The 21039-nt window shown below is 44.9% G+C and carries 21 protein-coding genes and 1 pseudogene; 11 read left to right on the forward strand and 11 right to left on the reverse strand.

The window, feature by feature from the left end:
- Window positions 1–44 precede the first annotated feature (44 nt).
- The 3 genes and pseudogenes from infA (at window position 45) to WAK81_RS07125 (ending at window position 1335) form a co-directional block, all read left to right on the forward strand.
- Window positions 45–266, forward strand: coding sequence for a translation initiation factor IF-1 (gene infA, locus WAK81_RS07115; RefSeq protein WP_001284370.1), 222 nt, complete (start codon window positions 45–47; stop codon window positions 264–266).
- Between the two features lie 135 nt (window positions 267–401).
- Window positions 402–792, forward strand: a pseudogene (locus WAK81_RS07120) (hypothetical protein).
- Window positions 793–936: 144 nt separating this feature from the next.
- On the forward strand, window positions 937–1335 hold the full coding sequence (locus tag WAK81_RS07125; RefSeq protein ID WP_422196268.1) for a hypothetical protein: 399 nt from the start codon (window positions 937–939) through the stop codon (window positions 1333–1335).
- A 72-nt stretch (window positions 1336–1407) separates the two neighbouring features.
- On the opposite strand, the gene leuB is transcribed toward WAK81_RS07125, so the two are convergent.
- The 4 genes from leuB to leuC all read right to left on the reverse strand — a co-directional run bounded on the left by leuB (window position 1408) and on the right by leuC (window position 5301).
- On the reverse strand, window positions 1408–2487 hold the full coding sequence (leuB, locus tag WAK81_RS07130) for a 3-isopropylmalate dehydrogenase (RefSeq protein WP_422196269.1): 1080 nt from the start codon (window positions 2485–2487) through the stop codon (window positions 1408–1410).
- A gap of 42 nt (window positions 2488–2529) precedes the next feature.
- Window positions 2530–3093: a hypothetical protein gene (locus WAK81_RS07135; protein WP_422196270.1), complete on the reverse strand. Its 564-nt coding sequence runs from the start codon at window positions 3091–3093 to the stop codon at window positions 2530–2532.
- An 87-nt stretch (window positions 3094–3180) separates the two neighbouring features.
- Window positions 3181–3831 carry a 3-isopropylmalate dehydratase small subunit gene (leuD, locus tag WAK81_RS07140; RefSeq protein ID WP_005245908.1) on the reverse strand — a complete coding sequence of 217 codons (651 nt, stop codon included), beginning with the start codon at window positions 3829–3831 and terminating at the stop codon, window positions 3181–3183.
- 21 nt (window positions 3832–3852) lie between these two features.
- On the reverse strand, window positions 3853–5301 hold the full coding sequence (gene leuC, locus WAK81_RS07145; RefSeq protein WP_422196271.1) for a 3-isopropylmalate dehydratase large subunit: 1449 nt from the start codon (window positions 5299–5301) through the stop codon (window positions 3853–3855).
- 262 nt (window positions 5302–5563) lie between these two features.
- On the opposite strand from leuC, the gene WAK81_RS07150 reads away from it, so the two are divergent.
- The 3 genes from WAK81_RS07150 (at window position 5564) to ovoA (ending at window position 9192) form a co-directional block, all read left to right on the forward strand.
- Window positions 5564–5800 carry a DUF2061 domain-containing protein gene (locus tag WAK81_RS07150; RefSeq protein ID WP_005107971.1) on the forward strand — a complete coding sequence of 79 codons (237 nt, stop codon included), beginning with the start codon at window positions 5564–5566 and terminating at the stop codon, window positions 5798–5800.
- Window positions 5801–5991: 191 nt separating this feature from the next.
- Entirely contained in the window at window positions 5992–6867 is an 876-nt protein-coding gene (locus tag WAK81_RS07155) for a LysR family transcriptional regulator (RefSeq protein WP_004278498.1), read from the forward strand.
- 150 nt (window positions 6868–7017) lie between these two features.
- Window positions 7018–9192: a 5-histidylcysteine sulfoxide synthase gene (ovoA, locus tag WAK81_RS07160; RefSeq protein WP_422196272.1), complete on the forward strand. Its 2175-nt coding sequence runs from the start codon at window positions 7018–7020 to the stop codon at window positions 9190–9192.
- A gap of 49 nt (window positions 9193–9241) precedes the next feature.
- Here ovoA and WAK81_RS07165 read toward each other — a convergent pair whose 3' ends face one another.
- Complete coding sequence (locus WAK81_RS07165) at window positions 9242–9490, reverse strand: DUF2789 family protein (protein ID WP_004278500.1); 249 nt, start codon at window positions 9488–9490, stop codon at window positions 9242–9244.
- A gap of 159 nt (window positions 9491–9649) precedes the next feature.
- Window positions 9650–10300: an HAD family hydrolase gene (locus tag WAK81_RS07170; RefSeq protein WP_311204569.1), complete on the reverse strand. Its 651-nt coding sequence runs from the start codon at window positions 10298–10300 to the stop codon at window positions 9650–9652.
- Between the two features lie 182 nt (window positions 10301–10482).
- On the opposite strand from WAK81_RS07170, the gene WAK81_RS07175 reads away from it, so the two are divergent.
- From WAK81_RS07175 to WAK81_RS07185, 3 genes are all read left to right on the forward strand, one after another.
- Window positions 10483–10965, forward strand: a complete 483-nt coding sequence (locus WAK81_RS07175; protein ID WP_422196273.1) for an RNA pyrophosphohydrolase — start codon at window positions 10483–10485, stop codon at window positions 10963–10965.
- An 89-nt stretch (window positions 10966–11054) separates the two neighbouring features.
- Window positions 11055–13352 carry a phosphoenolpyruvate--protein phosphotransferase gene (gene ptsP, locus WAK81_RS07180; protein WP_071852343.1) on the forward strand — a complete coding sequence of 766 codons (2298 nt, stop codon included), beginning with the start codon at window positions 11055–11057 and terminating at the stop codon, window positions 13350–13352.
- A gap of 41 nt (window positions 13353–13393) precedes the next feature.
- Window positions 13394–13894 carry a hypothetical protein gene (locus WAK81_RS07185; RefSeq protein ID WP_422196274.1) on the forward strand — a complete coding sequence of 167 codons (501 nt, stop codon included), beginning with the start codon at window positions 13394–13396 and terminating at the stop codon, window positions 13892–13894.
- On the opposite strand, the gene WAK81_RS07190 is transcribed toward WAK81_RS07185, so the two are convergent.
- Window positions 13891–14070, reverse strand: coding sequence for a DUF7230 family protein (locus WAK81_RS07190; protein ID WP_422196275.1), 180 nt, complete (start codon window positions 14068–14070; stop codon window positions 13891–13893). The two genes, WAK81_RS07185 and WAK81_RS07190, sit on opposite strands and share 4 nt — an antisense overlap.
- A 619-nt stretch (window positions 14071–14689) precedes the next feature.
- Here WAK81_RS07190 and WAK81_RS07195 point away from each other — a divergent pair.
- Window positions 14690–16210 (forward strand): catalase, encoded by a 1521-nt coding sequence (locus WAK81_RS07195; RefSeq protein WP_422196276.1) that lies wholly within the window; start codon window positions 14690–14692, stop codon window positions 16208–16210.
- Between the two features lie 95 nt (window positions 16211–16305).
- Window positions 16306–16785 carry a thiol-disulfide oxidoreductase DCC family protein gene (locus WAK81_RS07200; protein ID WP_422196277.1) on the forward strand — a complete coding sequence of 160 codons (480 nt, stop codon included), beginning with the start codon at window positions 16306–16308 and terminating at the stop codon, window positions 16783–16785.
- Here WAK81_RS07200 and WAK81_RS07205 read toward each other — a convergent pair.
- The 4 genes from WAK81_RS07205 to WAK81_RS07220 form a co-directional block, all read right to left on the reverse strand.
- Complete coding sequence (locus WAK81_RS07205; RefSeq protein WP_121980289.1) at window positions 16782–17837, reverse strand: MBL fold metallo-hydrolase; 1056 nt, start codon at window positions 17835–17837, stop codon at window positions 16782–16784. The genes WAK81_RS07200 and WAK81_RS07205 overlap by 4 nt on opposite strands.
- A 406-nt stretch (window positions 17838–18243) precedes the next feature.
- The gene (locus tag WAK81_RS07210; RefSeq protein ID WP_422196278.1) at window positions 18244–19179 is read right to left on the reverse strand and encodes a cation diffusion facilitator family transporter; all 936 of its coding nucleotides are present in this window, start codon (window positions 19177–19179) and stop codon (window positions 18244–18246) included.
- A 181-nt stretch (window positions 19180–19360) separates the two neighbouring features.
- Window positions 19361–20260, reverse strand: a complete 900-nt coding sequence (locus tag WAK81_RS07215; RefSeq protein ID WP_422196279.1) for a DMT family transporter — start codon at window positions 20258–20260, stop codon at window positions 19361–19363.
- 380 nt (window positions 20261–20640) lie between these two features.
- A partial coding sequence (locus WAK81_RS07220) for an oxidoreductase C-terminal domain-containing protein (protein WP_422196280.1) occupies window positions 20641–21039 on the reverse strand: 399 nt, incomplete at its 5' end.

Below are 21039 nucleotides of genomic sequence, written 5' to 3' on the forward strand. Positions count from 1 at the left end.
TGACTATAATTTGCGCCTTTCCAATTTATTCATTCAGGTAGGCTATGGCCAATAAAGAGGAACTCATCGAGTTCGAAGGCGTTGTCACCGAGACGCTTCCTAATACTATGTTCCGTGTACGTTTAGAGAACGGTCACGAAGTGATTGCCCACATCTCTGGTAAAATGCGTAAACACTATATCCGTATTTTAACGGGCGACAGTGTGAAGGTTGAAATGACACCTTATGATTTGACTAAAGGTCGTATCACATATCGTGCACGCTAAGTTTTAGCGCAAGCAAAAGCCACTTTTAGTGGCTTTTTTTATTACTTCAATTATTTATCAATCAATAAAATAATTTGACACAGGCCTATAAATTCACAACTATTCATTGAATTAAAAACAACATGTATAAGAACAATGAATATGAAATGCTTGTCCCTACTTTCCAGCTTGTTTCTCGTTGCCTGTGCCACGGGCGGCAATCAGCATCTGCATCAGTCTCTACAACCTTATATGGGTCAAACTGCCGCACAGGTTCGTAGCCAGCTTGATCTTCGTGCAATCGGATTCAAGACCTCCCAGAAACCGATTCAAACCGATTCAAACCGCAGAATCTCTCAGCTACACTATTTTTCAGGATATAAATATTTCGATGGGCACACCGAATATTAGTCAGAGCATCTCGATCGGTGCACCAATGCCGATGCCCTCAAATGGTGGTTATAACATTGAGATGAAATGCCAAATCTGGTTTGACCTAAAAGATGAAATTGTTCAAGCCATCCGCTCTACCGGTAGAGCTTGCTAAGCTGTACTCATCGAGTTCAAAGTCTGGATCAGATTAAATCAGGGATCAACCTCACCATGCTAAACTTCTACCGTGTATCAAATCACAACAGTATTTTTGCACGGAATGCGCTTACACTCATTTTATTTGGTGTGAGGACAGCTCATGAAGTTCACACTGATTTTAGTATGCTGCACAGCATTGGGTTTGCTTAGTGCATGCAGCACCACCTCCTCAACGACTGCACAGCGTGATGCCTATTTACAACAGTTCATTGGGCAAAGCAGCCAACTGATCGATCAAACTCTGGATCTAAAACGTTTAGGTTACCAGCAGATCAGTGGGCCTGAACGCAGCGCCAAGCAATTAAGCTATGTGGTACAACGCCCCATTAGCATTCCTTTGCCTGTAGCGCAGTTTCCTGCTACAGGGACAGGCACTGTACCTATTCCAGTGTCAGTAAGCCCTGCCGGCGGCTACGATGTCAAATTGCAATGTAAAATCACCTTCTTACTCAAAGATAATATCGCGACCGCGGTACGTACCACAGGCCGAACCTGTTAAGCGGTTTGGATTTTGATATACCCATCATAAAAAAACGCAGCTCAAGGCTGCGTTTTTTTAATCGGAACAGACTTAGTTCAATGCAGCAACGACCGCTTGACCCATTTCAACCGTGCCGACTTTTTGCATGCCTTCAGACATGATATCTGCCGTACGCAAGCCTTGATCCAAGACTTGGCCTACTGCATCTTCAATGGCTTTGGCAGCCGCTTCTTCACGGAAGGTATAACGCAGCATCATCGCCACCGAAAGAATCGTTGCCAATGGATTTGCCAGGTTTTGACCGGCGATATCCGGTGCAGAACCATGACAAGGCTCATACATGCCTTTGCCATTTTCATCCAGAGATGCCGATGGCAACATACCGATTGAACCGGTCAACATCGCAGCTTCATCCGACAAGATATCACCGAACAGGTTAGAGGTTACAATCACGTCAAACTGCTTCGGTGCACGCACCAGTTGCATCGCAGCATTGTCGACATACATGTGCGATAAATTAATTTCAGGATATTCAGCATCTTTCAGCGCAGTCACTGTCTGTTTCCACAGCTCAGTTACTTCAAGTACGTTGGCTTTATCCACTGAACACACTTTACCACCGCGCAAGTTGGCCATTTCAAAAGCCACTTTGGCGATACGCTTGATCTCAGACTCTGAATAAACGTCGGTGTTATAGCCTTGCTTCTCGCCATTTTCCAGTTCACGAATACCGCGTGGCTGACCGAAGTAAATACCACCGGTCAATTCACGTACGATCAGAATATCCAGACCCGCCACGATTTCAGGTTTCAAACTTGAAGCATCAGCCAATTGTGGATAAAGAATGGCTGGACGCAAGTTAGCAAACAGGTTCAGTTCACTACGCAATTTCAATAAACCACGTTCCGGACGAATTGAACGCTCAATCGTATCCCATTTTGGACCGCCCACGGCACCGAGTAAAATCGCATCGGCTTTTTTAGCCTGTTCAGAGGTCACTTCAGGATACGGTGAACCGTGCGCATCAATAGCTGCACCACCGAGTAAGCCCTGTTCCCATGTCAAATCAAGATTAAATTTTTCATTTACACGAGTCAGCACCCGCTCTGCCGCTTTGACAATTTCAGGACCGATACCGTCACCAGCTAAAATCAAAATTTGTTTAGACATGAGATTTTCCGTTTAAAACGTCAGATTCAGACCTGACAGAGGTTAAATTTTCTTTTCTACAAACTCTGCAATCCCGGTGACTGCATTATAGGGTTTGCAAAAACGACGAATGGTTTTTTGCTCTTGTACCAAATCTACGCAAAGCGGATCAGGCGCCGAAGCATTTAATAAACTGCTGCTACGCGCACTACGGTCACGGAACATTTTTAAGCTATAGCGGTTATTGGCCTGAAAACGATGGAACACATGTAAAGTTTCCGCTTTATCCTTACTGATCGGATAAAAGCGCACGACCAATTCATGCTGTCCTGCCGGCACGGATAAATAAATCGGATTGGCCTGATTTAAATTTTTGGCCTGCAAGCGCACCAGTTTCTGCTTCAGCGCTTCATCACTGATGCGGCCATTGTCTGAATTGACAATGATGGTCTGGTTGAAGCGTTCGAACTGGCAATCCGGTGTCCCTGTACAGTAAATCAGGGCATTGCTTTTGCTCTCAGTACTTTCTTTGGCATGTTTGAGTTTCATCGTGTCGATGCTTTGACATGCAGTCAACAGCACCAATACTGCAGTTAAAGCAAGCCACTGTTTCCAATAATTCGCCATAATGTCTGTCTTACCCAATCAAAAAACTCAATAATCTTCCGATATTAGCAAGGGCATCGCAGTCATGCCATGAAAATTTTTGCTGATTTATCCATGAATTTCGGCAAATACCCAAGGACGCGATTGTTTGGTTTTTTCTTCATAGGCACGAATATCATCCGCCACCTGCAAAGTTAAGCCAATATCATCCAGACCATTTAACAGGCAATGCTTGCGAAATGGATCGACTTCAAACTTAAAGCTTTCACCCGTAGGTGTACGAACTTCTTGTGCCTGCAAGTCAATGGTCAGTTGATAGCCTTCATCTGCCGCACATTCCTTAAATAACTGCTCAACAATCTCTTCAGCCAAAATCACTGGCAACATACCGTTTTTAAAGCAGTTATTAAAGAAAATATCGGCAAAGCTTGGCGCAATGACAGTACGAAAACCGTATTCGCTCAAGGCCCACGGTGCATGTTCACGGCTAGAACCACAACCAAAGTTAGCACGTGAAATTAAAATAGATGCGCCCTGATAACGTGGCTGGTTCAAGACAAAGTCCGGATTGATCGGACGAACTGAATTGTCCTGCCCCGGATAACCTTCATCCAGATAACGTAATTCATCAAATAAATTGTCACCGAAACCGGTACGTTTGATCGATTTCAAAAACTGTTTTGGAATAATTAAATCTGTATCGACATTGGCACGGTCTAAAGGTGCAACGATACCTTGTTCAACGGTATAAGCTTTCATGTCTATGCTCCTACGTACCAATTAAAATGAACGAACATCAACAAAGTGACCTGCAATCGCAGCAGCGGCTGCCATGGCTGGACTCACCAGATGAGTACGACCGCCATTGCCCTGACGACCTTCAAAGTTACGGTTCGAAGTCGAGGCACAATGCTCGCCCGGTTGTAACTTGTCGGCATTCATCGCTAGGCACATTGAACAGCCAGGTTCACGCCATTCGAAGCCCGCTTCTACAAATACCTTGTCCAAGCCTTCCGCTTCTGCCTGAGCTTTGACCAGACCAGAACCCGGAACCACCATCGCCTGTTTGATTGAAGATGCGACTTTGCGACCTTTGATCACTTCGGCTGCAGCACGGATATCTTCAATACGCGAGTTGGTACATGAACCGATAAAAACTCGATCCAATTGAATCTCAGCCAAGGCCTGACCTGCATTTAAGCCCATATATTGATAAGCACGATTCCAGTCATTGCGTTGTACATCATCTTTGGCTTGTTCTAAAGTCGGTACTGCTTGAGAAACTGGAATGACCATCTCAGGGGAAGTACCCCAAGACACTTGCGGCTCAATTTCTTCACCTTGCAACACGACAACCGTATCAAAATATGCACCTTCATCCGAATGCAAGGTATTCCAGTACGCCACCGCCTGATCCCACTGTTCCGCAGTCGGAGCATAAGGACGGCCTTTAACATACTCGATGGTTTTTTCATCGACAGCCACCATGCCGACACGGGCACCGGCTTCAATCGCCATGTTACACACGGTCATACGACCTTCAATCGACATATCACGGAAGACCTGACCGCCAAATTCAATCGCGTGGCCGGTACCGCCAGCAGTACCAATCTTGCCAATAATCGCCAAGACCACATCTTTTGGTGTCACACCCTGACCTAATTTGCCGTCAACACGCACCAGCATGTTTTTCATCTTCTTTTGAACCAGGCATTGGGTCGCCAATACATGTTCAACTTCTGATGTCCCAATACCGTGCGCCAAACAGCCAAAAGCACCATGTGTTGCGGTATGCGAGTCACCACATACCACCGTCATGCCCGGTAAGGTCAAGCCTTGCTCCGGCCCGACCACATGCGCGATGCCCTGACGAATATCATTAATATCAAATTCAACAATATTAAAGGTCTTGCAGTTGTCATCCAAAGTTTGCACCTGGATGCGCGAGGTTTCATCTTCAATTCCGGCAACGCCCTGCTCACGCTCTTTTTTCGAGGTCGGTACGTTATGATCCGGTGTGGCAATGTTGGCACTCAAACGCCATGGCTTACGCCCGGCCAATTGCAAACCTTCAAAGGCCTGTGGAGAAGTCACTTCATGTAATAAATGACGGTCGATGTACAGTAAGGCAGAACCATCATCACGTTGCGTTACTAAATGGTCGTCCCACAACTTGTCATATAATGTTTTTGCATTTTGCTTTTGTGCTGTTTGGGTATCGCCTGCCATGTCGATGTACTCCACTGGACTGGGTAAATTCTTTCTCTGATTTTGATTATATCGCTGCAATCACATAAATCTAATTTATCATTTTTATCAGTTAACAAACTTTTTGGAATCTTTTAAAAGCTGAATCAAATCATGCTTTAGCTCTATTTCTATAAATCTAATTTTCCGATTAATTTATAAAAAATATCCGTTTTTACAAATTAAATGAGAATTATTATTATTTCCTCATCGACAGAGAGGATTATTTTTGAGGAACTTCGACATGGCACATATTCAACGCTTTGTAGACAACAACCAGCGCATGTTCAAAAAGACCTTCAGCTACTACATTATGCACATTACTGTGGCGATGATTGTGGGTTACTTGGTAACCGGCAGTTTGACGATGGCCATTGCCTTAAGTTTATTAGAGCCAACCGTACAAGCAGTTGCTTTCTTCTTCCATGAAAAAATCTGGGAGCGTAATAACCAACAGCAGAATGAGGACATTACCGTCTAAACTCTTCGGTCGAGGTTCCTGATAAAAGATTGCCTTTATAGGTGGTCTTTTTTAGTTTTTAAAAATACCAAGGCTTTGAAAATGTATAGTAATTCAGCACTGCAACATAGATGAGCTAATTTTACTTTGATTTATTCTTAAAATATAACAATAATAGATTTACACATAAAAATTCTTTATAGGTGATTAAGATGAATCTCGCAGCCTTTGAAGCTTTCGTGAAAGTCATGGAAACCGGTTCGATTTCTCTGGCCGCAGATCAGCTCTTCATTACCCAGCCTGCTGTCACCAAACGTATTCATAGTCTCGAAGAATACTTTGGGGTTAAGCTGTTTGAATCTGCCGGACGTGGTGTACAGGCCACCCACGCGGCTCACTCCCTGTTGCCTAAGGTTAAAAACTGGCTGAATGAACTCGGGGATATTCATTATACCTTGAGCCATGAACAGGGTCAGGTACAGGGCAAACTGAAAATTGGCACCAGCCATCATATCGGCCTGCATCATCTGCCGAGTCATTTGCGTCGTTATGTCCAGGAATATCCGGACGTGACCCTAGATGTGCATTTTGTCGATTCCGAGCAAGCGCATGAACAGGTGATTGCCGGCGATCTGGAACTGGCGTTTTTAACCTTGCCGCCACGGGGTGATGCGCGTCTGAATTACGTGACCATCTGGAATGATCCTCTGGTCTTTGTGGTGGCACCGTTTCATCCACTGGCACAGCAAAAAAATCTGTGTCTGGAAGATTTGCTCGACTACCCGAGCCTATTGCCCTCATCACAGACCTATACCTCGCAGATCACCTTGGCCGAATTTGAGAAACAGGGCATCAAACCGAAAGTTAGCATGAGCAATAATCCGCTGGAATCAATCCGGATGCTGGTATCGATTGGCTTAGGCTGGTCGGTATTGCCAAAAACCCTGGTCAATCATGACCTGCACCAGCTGGATATCAATCTGGAAATGAACCGCCGTTTGGGCATGGTTTGGCATCCGGGTCGTACTCAGTCCAAAGCGGCACAGGCTTTGGTTCAGCTCATGCAAGGGGCCTCCCTGTCTATTTAAGCCGTTCCTGAACATGCTGCATCCAAAACGGTGCAGCATTTTGTTACCTAAATACACACCATCTGGCGATATCTTTCGAGTATTTTTAAGACAATTCCATTCTTTTGCGATGCAGAAGGATGCTTAAAACTATTCCATGGAGCCTGACGGATGCAGCTCGATTTTGCCTTAAAACCTCATTCTAAAGATAAAAAAAGTACCAGCAGCCCATGGCTTTCGGTTAAACCGATGCTGCTACCCACGCCTGCGCTTGATTTTGCCGATGAACAGACCGCCCGACAGCACTTACGTGAATATTTTCTGAATACCTTTGACACCTATGAGCAACTGTTTGAATGTCTCAAGCATGAAGATGCTTTTTTCATTAAACCGATTACCTTACGTCATCCGCTGATTTTTTATTTTGCGCATACCGCCACTTTTTTTGTCAACAAACTGCTGCTCAGCAAACTGATCAGCGAACGCCTGAATCCACATTTTGAAAGTATCTTTGCGATCGGTGTGGACGAGATGAGCTGGGATGACTTGGATGAAGTACATTATGACTGGCCCAGTGTGCAGGAAGTCCGCGATTATCGTCATCAGGTGCGTGCCCTGATCTTGAACATTCTTGAACATGCCCCATTGACTCTGCCCTTGAACTGGCAAAATCCCTGGTGGACCATCATCATGGGTATCGAGCATGAACGGATTCATCTGGAAACCTCTTCTGTGCTGATCCGCCAGCATGCTCTGGAACATGTACGCCAGCATCCGCAGTGGCGCGCCAATATCATTACCGGCATGGCTCCGGATAACAGCTTGCTGCCTGTGCCTGAAGGTGAGATACATCTAAAGAAAGATTTTAACGATCCATTTTATGGCTGGGACAATGAATACGGCCAGCATGAAGCGCAGGTAGCGGCTTTTGCAGCCTCCAAATATCTGGTATCCAATCAGGAATTTCTGGCCTTTGTCGAAGCTGGTGGCTATCAGACCGAACACTACTGGAATGAAGAGGGTCTAGGCTGGCTGCAATTTTCACAAGCCACTCATCCCTATTTCTGGCGCAAAACTGAATTAGGCTGGTCACTGCGACTGATGCTGGAAGAGGTGCCGATGCCTTGGGATTGGCCGGTAGAAGTGAATTATCATGAAGCCAAGGCCTTTTGTCAGTGGAAATCGCAACAGCTTGGAAAAAATATTCGCTTGCCGACCGAAGACGAATGGTATCGCCTGTATGCGGTTTCCGATCTGGATCCATATTTACCAAGTCCTGAACAGGCCAATATCGAGTTGAAATACGGCACCAGCTCCTGTCCGGTTGATCATTTCAAGCAGGGTGATTTTTATGATATTCAGGGCAATGTCTGGCAGTGGACTGAAACTCCGATCTATCCATTTCAGGGTTTCCAGGTGCATCCGTTTTATGATGATTTCAGTACACCGACCTTTGACGGTCGCCATAACCTGATGAAAGGTGGCTCCTGGATTTCAGCGGGCAATGAAGCTTTATATAGTTCCCGTTATGCCTTCAGACGGCATTTCTTCCAGCATGCCGGTTTTCGCTATGTCGCCTCTGATCAGGTACTGCAACATTCCCCTTCGAACTATGAAAGCGACCAGCTGGTCTCCCAATATCTGGAGTTTCAGTATGGTACTGAATATTTTGGCGTCGCCAATTTTGCCCAAACACTGGTCCATCTGGCACAACCCTATTTTCAGCAAACGCCATGTCATCATGCCTTAGATATTGGCTGTGCCACCGGTCGCGCCAGCTTTGAACTGGCACGATATTTTGATCAGGTAACCGGTCTGGACTTTTCAGCACGCTTTATTCAGCAGGCAGTTTATTTGGCACAGGGTCATAGGGTGCGTTATCAGCTGCCGCTAGAAGGTGAATTAAGCGAAGAAAAAAGCTGTTCACTTAAAGATATGGCTTTAAATCAGCACGCTGCTAAAGTGGAGTTTTTTCAGGCTGATGCCTGCAATCTTAAAGCACATTTTAGTGGCTATGATTTTATTCTGGCGGCCAACCTGATTGACCGGCTGCATCATCCGAAAAACTTTTTGGCACACATTCATGAGCGTATCAATATGGGTGGTATTTTAATGCTGAGTTCGCCTTATACCTGGCTGGAAGAACATACGGCGCGTAGTGAATGGCTAGGCGGTTTTCAGCAGGATGGGGAAAACATCACGACATTAACCGGTATTTCCAATATTTTAACTCAGCACTTTGAATTGGTGAGCGAAGCTCGGGGTGTGCCTTTTGTGATTCGTGAAACGGCCAGAAAGTATCAACATACCCTGTCACAAGTCACGATCTGGAAACGGGTTCGCTAAAGGTAAGGTGATGGCCTAAAAAAAGCCAATCATAGGATTGGCTTTTTAATCATCCTTCACTGGTTGAATTTTCATGTAAGGATTCATTGAGTTGATCTACCACAATCGCCCATTCGCCATCAGATGCTATTTTCTCGCTTAAAAATTGACGTTGTGCCTCTGACCAATATGGCGCATCCAGTAAAGTCAGATCTTTATGCAATTGATGCTCGTGAATAAATGTTTCAATACCTTCTGCACTGGCATCCAAGCCAAGCTGTTGGAACAGATGTGTCATACGCGGTCGAACGTGAGTCATATCTCATACCTCAGAATCTACTATTGTTATCATGTCCTGTTTTTTGAGCATAGCATGGCTGATTCAGCCGGACTGTGAAAAACATTAATATTCAAATGAGGCAAATAAAAAGCACAACCGAAGTTGTGCTAAATAATCACATCAATCAGTTCGGAGTGATTAGATCGACCAGTCCTGTATTTCCCAGCCCTGTTCTTGGGCTAGAGTTTCCAAGCGATCATCCGGATTCACTGCAATCGCATGATCAGCATATTCCAGCAAGAAACGGTCATTAATCGAATCTGAATAGGCCCAAGACTCGGTTACATCGCGACCTTCCAGCCATTGTTCCAGACGCACCAGCTTGCCTTGTTGATAGCACGCGGTATTGATGACCTTGCCAGTATATTTACCATCAATGACTTCAGCATTGGTGGCAATAATTTCAGTAATTCCGAATTCACGAAAGATCGGTGCAGTAATAAAGTCTGAAGTTGCGGTAATCCCCACTAAGGCATGCCCTGCTTCACGGTGGCGCTCAATGGCTTTAAAACCTTCCGGACGCATTTGTGGACGAATGACTTTTTGCATGAACAGTTGATGTAATTCAACCAGATAATCATTGTCATGTTTGGTCAGAAACTGGAACACAAATTCATTATAGGCATAAGGATCCAACTGGCCTTTTTTATAATCGTCATAGAACTTGTCATTCATGGCGCGATGCTGAACTGGATCGACCAGGCCCTCACTGACCAAAAACTCTCCCCAAGAATGATCCGAATCCGTGTTTAACAAGGTGTGATCGAGATCAAATAGCGCCAATTTCATGAAAATACTCGTTAAAACTGAAATTTAAGAAAAAAATTGTAAATCTATCTCCGCTAGTCGATAGAAATTCGTTAAGATCATAGCAATTTTAACATTTTTAAACTTTGCTTTTTTCGAGTTGGATAACGAAATAATGCTCCCCGATGGCAAAGGCATAAATTAAACAATTTTTAGGTAGCCAAATGATCGACTCTGAAGGTTTCCGACCGAATGTCGGGATCATTTTGGCAAACGATGCTGGACAGGTTTTATGGGCAAAACGCATTGGTCATAATGCATGGCAATTTCCACAAGGCGGGATCCAATATGGAGAAACCCCCGAGCAGGCACTCTATCGTGAGCTGAGAGAAGAAGTTGGCTTATTGCCCGAACACGTCCAGATAGTCGCGCAAACCAAAGGCTGGTTGCGCTATCGTTTGCCGCATCGATACATTCGTACGGATTCCGATCCGGTCTGTATCGGTCAAAAACAAAAGTGGTTTTTACTCAAACTCACGGCCCCCGTTCAGTATATTCAGTTGAATCTGTCTGATCCGCCGGAATTTGATCAATGGCAATGGGTTAGTTACTGGTACCCATTAGGTCAAGTCGTGAATTTCAAACGTGATGTTTATCGTAAAGCCCTGGTGGAGTTGTGTCAGCAACTGCCCCAGCAAAAACCTTAAAAAATCGCATAAATCATGCAGATTTTTTACTCGGCTATTGTTATAAATAAACTTAATCACTGAAATTCTGAATAGACGGAGCAGACCTTATGTCGAATATGCAACTGGACACCTTGAGACGTATTGTTCAGGAGATCAATGCGTCCACCAGTTTGCATGAATCGCTCGACATCATGGTCAAACATGTGGCCGAGGCCATGCAGGTTGATGTCTGCTCGATCTACCTCCTCGACGAACGCAATCAGCGTTATCTGCTCATGGCGTCTAAAGGCCTGAATGCAGAATCTGTCGGCCATGTGTCTTTGCAGACCGGCGAAGGTCTGGTGGGCCTGGTTGGACAGCGTGAGGAAATTGTCAATCTGGACAATGCCCCTAAACACGAGCGCTTCCTGTTTTTACCTGAAACCGGTGAGGAAATTTATAACTCCTTCCTCGGGGTTCCGGTGATGTACCGCCGTAAGGTCATGGGTGTGCTGGTGGTTCAGAATAAAGAATCACAGGACTTTTCTGAAGCTGCTGAATCCTTTCTGGTGACACTCTGTGCGCAGCTTTCTGGCGTCATCGCCCATGCTCATGCCGTTGGCAATATCGATGTATTCCGTAAGCCGAGCAACCTGCCCGCCTATAAAACCTTTCAGGGAGTTTCTGGCTCCGGTGGTATTGCCTTAGGTCGTGCAGTGATTCTCTATCCGCCAGCAGATCTTGCCGCAGTCCCTGATCGTGAAGCGGATGACATCAGCGAAGAACTGGAGCTCTTAGATAACGCCCTGAATTCAGTCCGCGAAGAAATTCAGTCGCTAGATGACAAAATGCAGGATGCTTTGATGGCCGAGGAACGCGCACTGTTTAGCGTGTTCTTGCGTATGCTGGATGAAAATGCCCTGCCAGCAGAAATCAAGGCCTTTATTCGCGAAGGTCACTGGGCACAAGGCGCCGTGCGGATTGTCATTGACAATCATGTGGCACAATTTTCCCAGATGGAAGATGATTATTTACGTGAGCGGGTGGCGGACTTAAAAGATCTGGGCCGCCGCATTTTGGCGCGTTTACAGGAAGCCGATGCCAGTCACCGTGAATTGACCGATGAAAGTATTCTGATTGGTGAGGAAATATCGACGGCTGCACTGGTTGAACTGCCCGTGGATAAAATTGCCGCAATTGTCACTACCGAAGGCGCCATGAACTCGCATATGGTGATCGTGGCGCGTGCCCTTGGCATTCCCACCGTAGTAGGTGTAACCGAACTGCCAATCAATACCCTCGATGATGTGGAGATGATTGTCGATGCGCATCAGGGCCGGGTCTTTATTAATCCGCCACGTCGCCTGCGCAGTCGCTATAAAGAAATTCAAAAAGAAGAAGAACAGATTGCCAAAGATCTGCGCCAGTACGAAACCAAAGATGCGATTACCCCGGATGGCGTGGCAGTAAAACTGTACGTCAACACCGGCCTGATGATTGATGTGGTGCGTGGCGTGCAGCGCGGTGCCAAAGGTGTCGGTTTATACCGTTCTGAAATTCCGTTTATGTTGCGTGACCGCTTCCCGGGCGAGGAAGAACAACGTGCGATTTATCGTCAGCAACTCAGTCATTTTGCCAATAAACCGGTGGTGATGCGGACTCTGGACATTGGTGCAGATAAAGACCTGCCGTATTTCTCGATTGAAGAAGAAAATTCGGCATTGGGCTGGCGTGGCATTCGTTTTACCTTGGATCATCCAGAAATTTTTTCTTCACAGATTCGCGCCATGCTCAAGGCCAGTATCGGACTGAATAACCTGCATATTTTGCTACCAATGGTGACCAGTGTCAGCGAGGTCGAGGAAGCGCTCTACCTGCTGGAGCGTGATCATGCGGCGATTCAGGAAGAAGAACAGGTCAAAGTGAACAAGCCGAAACTCGGCATCATGGTGGAAGTGCCGAGTGTGTTGCATCAGATTGATGAGTTTTCCGAATTGGTGGATTTCTTCTCGGTTGGTTCCAACGATCTGACCCAATATCTTTTGGCTGTGGATCGCAATAATCCACGGGTTGCCAATGTCTATTCACATTTACACCCTGCTGTATTGCGCGCCCTGACCCGTCTGGTGCAGGACTGTCATCGCAATGAAAAACCGGTCAGTATCTGCGGTGAAATGGCAGGTGATCCGCTATCTGCAGTATTACTCATGGCCATGGGCTTTAATACCCTGTCGATGAGTTCAAGTAATATTTTGCGGGTACGTAAAACCATTTGTCATGTTCCGATGAGTGATGCACAGGAATTGCTGCAACATGTGTTAAAAATGGACAATCCGCTCATGGTAAAAAGCTGGCTAGAATATTATTTCAGAACTCATGGTTTAGGGGATATGGTGAAATCAGCATCACGTATGGTGAGTGCCTAATACGGGACTTTTCCAGTCCCTCGACAGTGCTAGAGGTGGTTATGGAATTTCTGGTCATCCTGTTCATGATTGTTGCAGTGTTCTATGTGGTCATTCTTGCACCGGCCTTGGCTGCCCGGAAAGAAGCTCATGATTCCGGTTCATCTTATATACGCCCTGCCAGCAATCGAGCAACGAGCTATGCCGATCGGCCTAAAATGACTCCATTATTGGGCATTGAAATTTCGGCATCGCAACGGCGGCGTTTAGGCAGAGATGACCCCTCCGTCATTGCCGCCAAACTCTATCACCAACAAAAAGATCAATTTGCCAGTTTTCAGCAGGCCAGACCACAGTCTCACTCTCCTCACCACAAACCGTCAGTGCAAAGCAGACTCAATAAATTCTTTAATGACTTAATTGCGGATGAATCGACAACGCCACCCCGGCATCCAAATCAATATTCGCAAACCTGTAACAACCGACCTGTCGCCCCGCTCTCTCCAGTTAAAACCAATCCTAAACAGCCACCGCGTCGTCCCCAGCCACCTTACAGACCTTAAGCGGCCATTAAAAAAGGGCGATCTTCCATGGAATATCGCCCTTGTCTGTGCTTGTTGTAGCCACGTTTTGCATTTTTCTTTCGGTCTACAAACACCTGGCTTTTGTTGACTTCATGCATGTGTTTTGCCACAAAATTGTGGATCACCACCTGCTCGGCTGTTTTTTTCTTGGTCATTTTGCGCTCTATGTGATTTGGAGGAAGGAGTGAGATAATTATAGGGCCGACTGATTAATTTTCAAGCATATTTGCCAATGCTTTTTCAAAAATAAAGACCATTTAGCCAGGATTTTCTATATGCAAAAATGAGAGCTATAGCCAGAAAACCTCATTATTCCATTCATCATTTTTATGTTTTTTTTCAGACCAACAAAACTTAATTAAAAAACTATTTAAAATAAATCAGTTATAAAATGTATTTTAAATAATACTTTTTACTTATTATTTTTATCCTTTGATAAAAACATATTATCGACTTAGATATTGTTATTTTCGTTTAATCCCATTCATTATTCAAGTTATTCAAAATATATAGAATTTGATATTGTCAGAGAGTGGAAAACCCGTTACTTTTTAAAAGTAACCATTTAATTTTCAATATTTTAAACTTTATTAACTTTAAAAATATTTTTTGAGTGAGCTCACTCAATTATATCCTGAATTCCGTTTTGTGCTGTAACACCCTTTATTTAAAGATATTGTAAATATAGTGAAACCTGATCTGATTAGCATATATCTCAATATTTTATGAATACTAGATAAACGACACAAGATATTCAAAACTTGGAGAGGAAAGATGAGCCAAGATTTTAAAAAATGCCCTGTCACCCACCTGACCACTGAAGCTGGTGCCCCTGTGGTCGACAACCAGAACAGTATGACGGCAGGTGCGCGTGGACCTTTACTTGCCCAGGATTTATGGCTGAATGAAAAACTGGCCAACTTTGTCCGCGAAGTGATTCCAGAGCGTCGTATGCATGCCAAAGGTTCAGGTGCTTTCGGCACCTTTACCGTGACCAATGATATTACACAATATAGCCGCGCTAAAATTTTCTCTGAAGTCGGCAAAAAAACCGAAATGTTTGCGCGTTTCTCAACGGTGGCAGGTGAACGTGGCGCAGCCGATGCGGAACGTGATATTCGCGGTTTTGCCCTGAAATTCTATACCGAAGAAGGCAACTGGGATCTGGTCGGCAATAATACCCCGGTGTTTTTCCTGCGTGATGCCCGCAAGTTCCCTGACCTGAATAAAGCAGTCAAACGCGACCCAAAAACCAACAAGCGCAGTGCCACCAATAACTGGGATTTCTGGACACTCTTACCTGAAGCTCTGCATCAAGTGACGATTGTCATGTCGGATCGTGGGATCCCGACCGGTTACCGTCATATGCATGGTTTTGGCAGCCATACTTTCAGCTTTATCAATGCCAAGAATGAACGCTTCTGGGTGAAATTCCATATGCGTACCCAGCAAGGTATTCAGAACCTGACCGATGCTGAAGCTGCAGACTTGATTGCCAAAGACCGTGAAAGCAGCCAGACCGACCTGTTTGATGCCATCGAACGTGGTGATTATCCAAAATGGAAAATGTACGTTCAGGTCATGCCGGAACTGGAAGCCGAAACAGTTCCTTATCATCCATTTGACCTAACCAAAGTCTGGCCGAAAGGCGATTATCCACTGATTGAAGTCGGTGAATTTGAGCTGAACCGCAATCCGGAAAACTATTTCCAGGATGTAGAACAGGCTGCCTTTGCCCCAAGTAACCTGGTACCGGGCATCAGCTACTCACCGGACCGTATGTTACAGGCTCGTTTAGTGAACTATGCCGATGCAGCGCGTTACCGGGTTGGCGTGAATCATTCACAGGTTCCAGTCAATGCTGCACGTTGTCCTGTGCATTCGAACCGCCGTGATGGTCAAGGTCGCATGGATGGTAACTACGGTTCATTGCCACATTACGAGCCCAACAGTTTCAGCCAGTGGCAGGAACAACCGGAATTCAGAGAACCGCCACTGAAAATCACCGGTGATGCCGATTTTTGGGATTTCCGTGAAGATGACAATGATTACTTCAGCCAGCCCCGTGCCCTGTTCAATCTGATGAATGACCAGCAGAAACAGGCACTGTTTAATAACACGGCCGGAGCAATGGGTGATGCACTAGATTTCATCAAATACCGTCACATCCGCAACTGTTATAGCTGTGATCCAGCCTACGGCGAAGGCGTAGCACAAGCACTCGGTATGACCGTAGCAGATGCCCAAGCAGCACGTGAAACCGATCCAGCCAAAGGTTTGCCTAGCTTTCTCTAAGCCAGTTTAGATACGTATAAAAACCACCTTCGGGTGGTTTTTTATTGCGGCATCAAGCACTATAGAAGCAAGTCAGCACAAAAAGAAATACAACAATGCATCCGAATATTGAAGACATCATTCAACAACACGACATCGTTTTATTTGATGCTGTTTGCGTGATCTGTAGTGGCTGGGCACGGTTTTTGATTAAATACGATAAAAAGATTCAGTTTAAACTGGTTTCCGCCCAATCGCCTTTAGGTACGGCACTGCTCGAACATTATCAGATGCCAACCGAACATTACACCACCATGCTCGTCATTCAAGATGGTACACTCTATACCGAATCGACTGCCTTGCTGAAAGTACTGCAGCATCTCGGTTTTCCTTTTAATTTAATGCGTGCAGGTTATTTCATTCCGCGCTTTATCCGCGACTTTCTATATCGTGTGATTGCTTTAAATCGTTACAAGCTATTTGGTAAAACCGAGTATTGCCTGATTCCATCCAGCGAAAATAAATGCCATTTTCTGGAAGAAGCTGTCCGTATTGGCCATTCAACCCATCCAACAGGAACAGCGAGACGTGCTTAAACAATAATCCGCTTGCCTTCCCGTATGCAGTAAAACGGATTAATTAACTTGGAAGAATGCTTGATGATCTCATGCAGGTCATGCTCTGGTGCATCGCGATCTTCATCTGTGAGCTGAAAAGTACGATAATGAATCGCCAGTGAACATTTGGCCTGCAAGTCATGATGGGCATGAAAAGCATCTTCCGGATTCATGTGAATCGCGCGCATCAGTTCACGCGGTTCATACGCTCCAATTGGAAGTAAGGCAATCCGCGGCGCACCGAGACGTTTACGGATTTCTTTAAAATGTGAGGCGTAGCCGCTATCTCCGGCAAAGAAACAGTGTTCCTTGCCATGCAATAAAGAAAATCCTCCCCAAAGTGCACAATTCTGATCGCGCATACCGCGCCCTGAGGCATGTTGAGCCGGCGTATAGACAATCCGGATCTCTTCAAAAAAGGCATTTTCCCACCAGTCCATTTCATGCACGGTATAATGTTCTGGCAAATACCAGGCATTGCCCAGACCGGTATAAATAGGCATCTCAAAAGTGTTGTGCAGCCATTCTAGACTGGCCAGATCCATATGATCATAATGGTTATGGCTGAGCAGTACGGCATCAATCTGAGGCAGCTCATCCAGGGCAATGCCAGCCGGAATGACCCGCTGCGGCCCTGTGGAAGCCGATGGACTGGCATATTCAGCCCAGACCGGGTCGGTCAGGAAGTTATAGGGGCCGATCTGAATTAATGTGGTGGCATGACCAATAAACCAGACTTGCCAGTCATCCAGAGCTGCATCTGGACGCTGCTGTGGCAATGCGCGCGGACGAGAAAAAAACTCGGCACGTTCCTCGTCAAGATTAACATTCCAGGTCTTGGATTTTCGGGTAATGAGCCATTTATATAAATCAAAGCGACCGCGCGATAGAGAAGCATGCTCAAGATTACGAAACTGTTTTCCGTCGAAATGATCTGAATGCAGATACTCAAACACTGGCTTAGACCAGAGATGTTTCCAACTGGATTCCGTGATTAACTGGAATTTTTTAGTTTTGAGAAGATCTTGCATAAACATCCACTATTTATTATTCGCTATATGCAAGACAGCAACCTCTTGAAATGGTCAAGCGGTGCATCTTTTAATGAGCATACAAACTAAAAACAGGCACACTGCAACATAGTATGAAATCCGTCACAGAAAATCATGTATGTTTTTGTTATTTTTAGCAAAAAAATGACATTTCATCGGCCTTATGGCTGGCTGAAGCCTTGGATTATCTAGAAAAATATCGCTCGCGCCCTTCTGTCTAAAAATACAAAATGATACTAAACATTTATAAGCCCATGCTAACAAAAGCATGCCTGCCCATTGATGATTTTATGATGGAATTCCCCATACATCTGTATCATCACATCAGTTGTGCGAGAAAGACAAGCTGAAGTCAAAATACCAACCTCAAATGATTTTTTGATCTTTATACACGACCTTGAGTTCGTTCCAGCCATACGGCCTTGGTTTGCGGCTTCACAAATAAAGCAATAATTTCCGGATGTAGCTGTTTAATCTGTGCTTCAATCCGGTTGACACAGGCTTCAATTTCATCAGAAGTTAAATCATCTTTAAATTCCAGACTCAATGATGCAATGACTTGTTGAGCGCCCATCTGCTCAGTCAATACCCCATTGGCACTGAAAACTGCCGCATCCTGTTGAGCAATGTTCAATACATTTTCACGCAGTTTTGGATCTGCCGTTTCACCCAGTAACAAACCTTTGGTTTCACGTGCCAGAAACCAGACAGATACTGCCAGCACGATACCAATTAAAATCGATGCAGCACCATCTAATTCAGGAATATTCAGTTGATGCGCCAGAAAAATACCGACCAGAGCAATCACCAAGCCAACCAGGGCGGCAGTATCTTCAAATAACACGGTAAAGGTCGTTGGATCTTTACTGTGTCGAAATGCTTCAAAATATCCCAGATTTCCCTTTTGTTTACGAAAGGTTTTTAAAGCCACTGACCATGAAAATCCTTCAAAAAGAATCGCCAGACCCAGCACAATATAATTGATCAATGGATCCTGCATGACTTCAGGCTGAAGAATATGCTGTATCCCTTGATAGATGGACACAATCGCACCCAGCGCAAAAACCATCAGTGCCACAATAAAAGCCCAAAAATACAGTTCACGCCCATAACCAAAAGGATGTTTGGCATTTGCAGGTTTTTCTGATTTTTTCATCCCATACAGCAGTAAAATTTCATTCAAGGTATCTACTACGGAATGAATTGCCTCACTGAACATGGCAGAACTATTGGTTATATAGGATGCAACAAATTTAACCAGCGCGATCGCCAAATTACCAAACAGAGCTGCATAAACTACGATTTTATTGGATTCAGACATCCTGACACTGTCCTAAATAAGCTTGTGCAAGCTTGAATAATTTATGTATCAAAATCTTAATTATTTATTTTTGAAAGTTGTTTTACAAATTGTTGCTTAGTCGTGATCTCCCACGTTGTTGAATCATTTTACTCTCCACTAAAAAAATTAAAGGGCTTTCGCCCTTTAATTTTTTGTAGTTTTAATGCTTGGAAAAATACTGCTCGCGCCACTCTTTCCAGAAATACATTACGATCCCGAACATCACCACGGCAATTCCCGCAAAAGCATGACTGCTGATAATTTCATTATTTAAGGTTGCTCCCAATACCAGAGCAATCAACGGCGTCATCACATTACTCAATGAGACGGTCGAAGCATTTAGACGGCGAATCAGCCAGAAATAACACAGCATTGCCACAATCGAGGACACGATCATAGTAAATACGAAACCGATCATTACCTGTGTGCTAGGCAACTGAGTCGGCATATGTTGCCAGATAAACGGTACTAAAACGAGTGAACCAGCTGCGGATACCAGCAATGAACCTGTGGCTTGCGACATTGGACTCAAGGGCGCACTAATCTGTTTAACCCAGAAAATTGAACTGATATAAGACACCATACTGATGAGCATCAGCACTACACCCCAGGGGTTGATCTTGCTGTCTGCCGAGTCGGCAAAAACAAAACATAAACCGGCGACGGCCACTGCCATGCCGAGCCATTGCAGCCAGATCAGTTTATGGGTTTTTAAAATCATATGCCCGATTAAACCGGCGATCAGTGGTGAAAAACCAAAAATCAGTGCCATCAACCCTGAGGTTAAATAATTGGCTGCCAGGTAAATAAACAGCTGCGCGCCGATTAAATTCAAACTGCCTGCCAGATAACTTTTCATTGAAGTACGGTCAAAAGGCAGCGGGTCGCGCATGATCTTTAGCAGGAACAGCGCAATAATTGAGGCACCGAAATAGCGAATGATTAGCACCCACATCGGGTGAATCTCGGCCACACTCCAGACAATCGCCAGTGGCGTTGCTGCCCAGATCAGTACCAATAAAGCATAAATACTTGCCGTGACCGGCAATGATGATTTCATATCATCCTCAAATCTGATTGTTCTAAATAGTAAAGCTGAAATCTCTTATTCAGAGCTATAGATACTATCGTGACTAGTGGTATAAATAAGACTAAAAATAGAGTCCATCCATCATCAACTACATGGGAGGGCGACATGGATGCCGCCGCTAAACTGGGATATATGGACATCTTGCGAAGTACACTTCTCAAGTTTAGAAAAAGATTTTTGTCACCTTGCGCCATGTATGGCTCATCTATCAAAAATGAGGTATGACCTACGCAAAGTAATACAAACCAAAACTGAAACTTGAGGTAGTGATCATATAGATAGTATTCGATAAACATAAAAAAACAGACCTATGCAAAACATAGGTCTGTCACAAGATATCTCAATACAACTTAAGCAATTTTGCGTAAGTCTTGCGCGATATCCAAATGTTTTTCAACATCAAACGCCGTATTTTTGCTGATCATTTTTTTCAAATGCCGCATTTCTTTGGCTGCATTCACGGTAATCCCGCCAACGATCTGACCATCGGTCACACCGTACATCACGAATGAATTGTCTGCACCTTTGGCTGCATCCATTTCACCACGGATATGCCATTCGGCTGCTGCCATATCGCCGACAAACTGGAAGTTGATATTCAGCTGATCGGTCCAGAACCAGACCGGATTGGCTTTCGGATGTTCCACACCCATCACGTGACGTGCGAAGATGCCTGCCTGCAGGTTGGCATTTTCCCAGGTTTCAACGCGGCGGTGATTGCCACAGTCACGTAACTGAGTCGCAACATC

The organism is Acinetobacter sp. (assembly GCF_049284435.1).
GTDB lineage: Bacteria > Pseudomonadota > Gammaproteobacteria > Pseudomonadales > Moraxellaceae > Acinetobacter.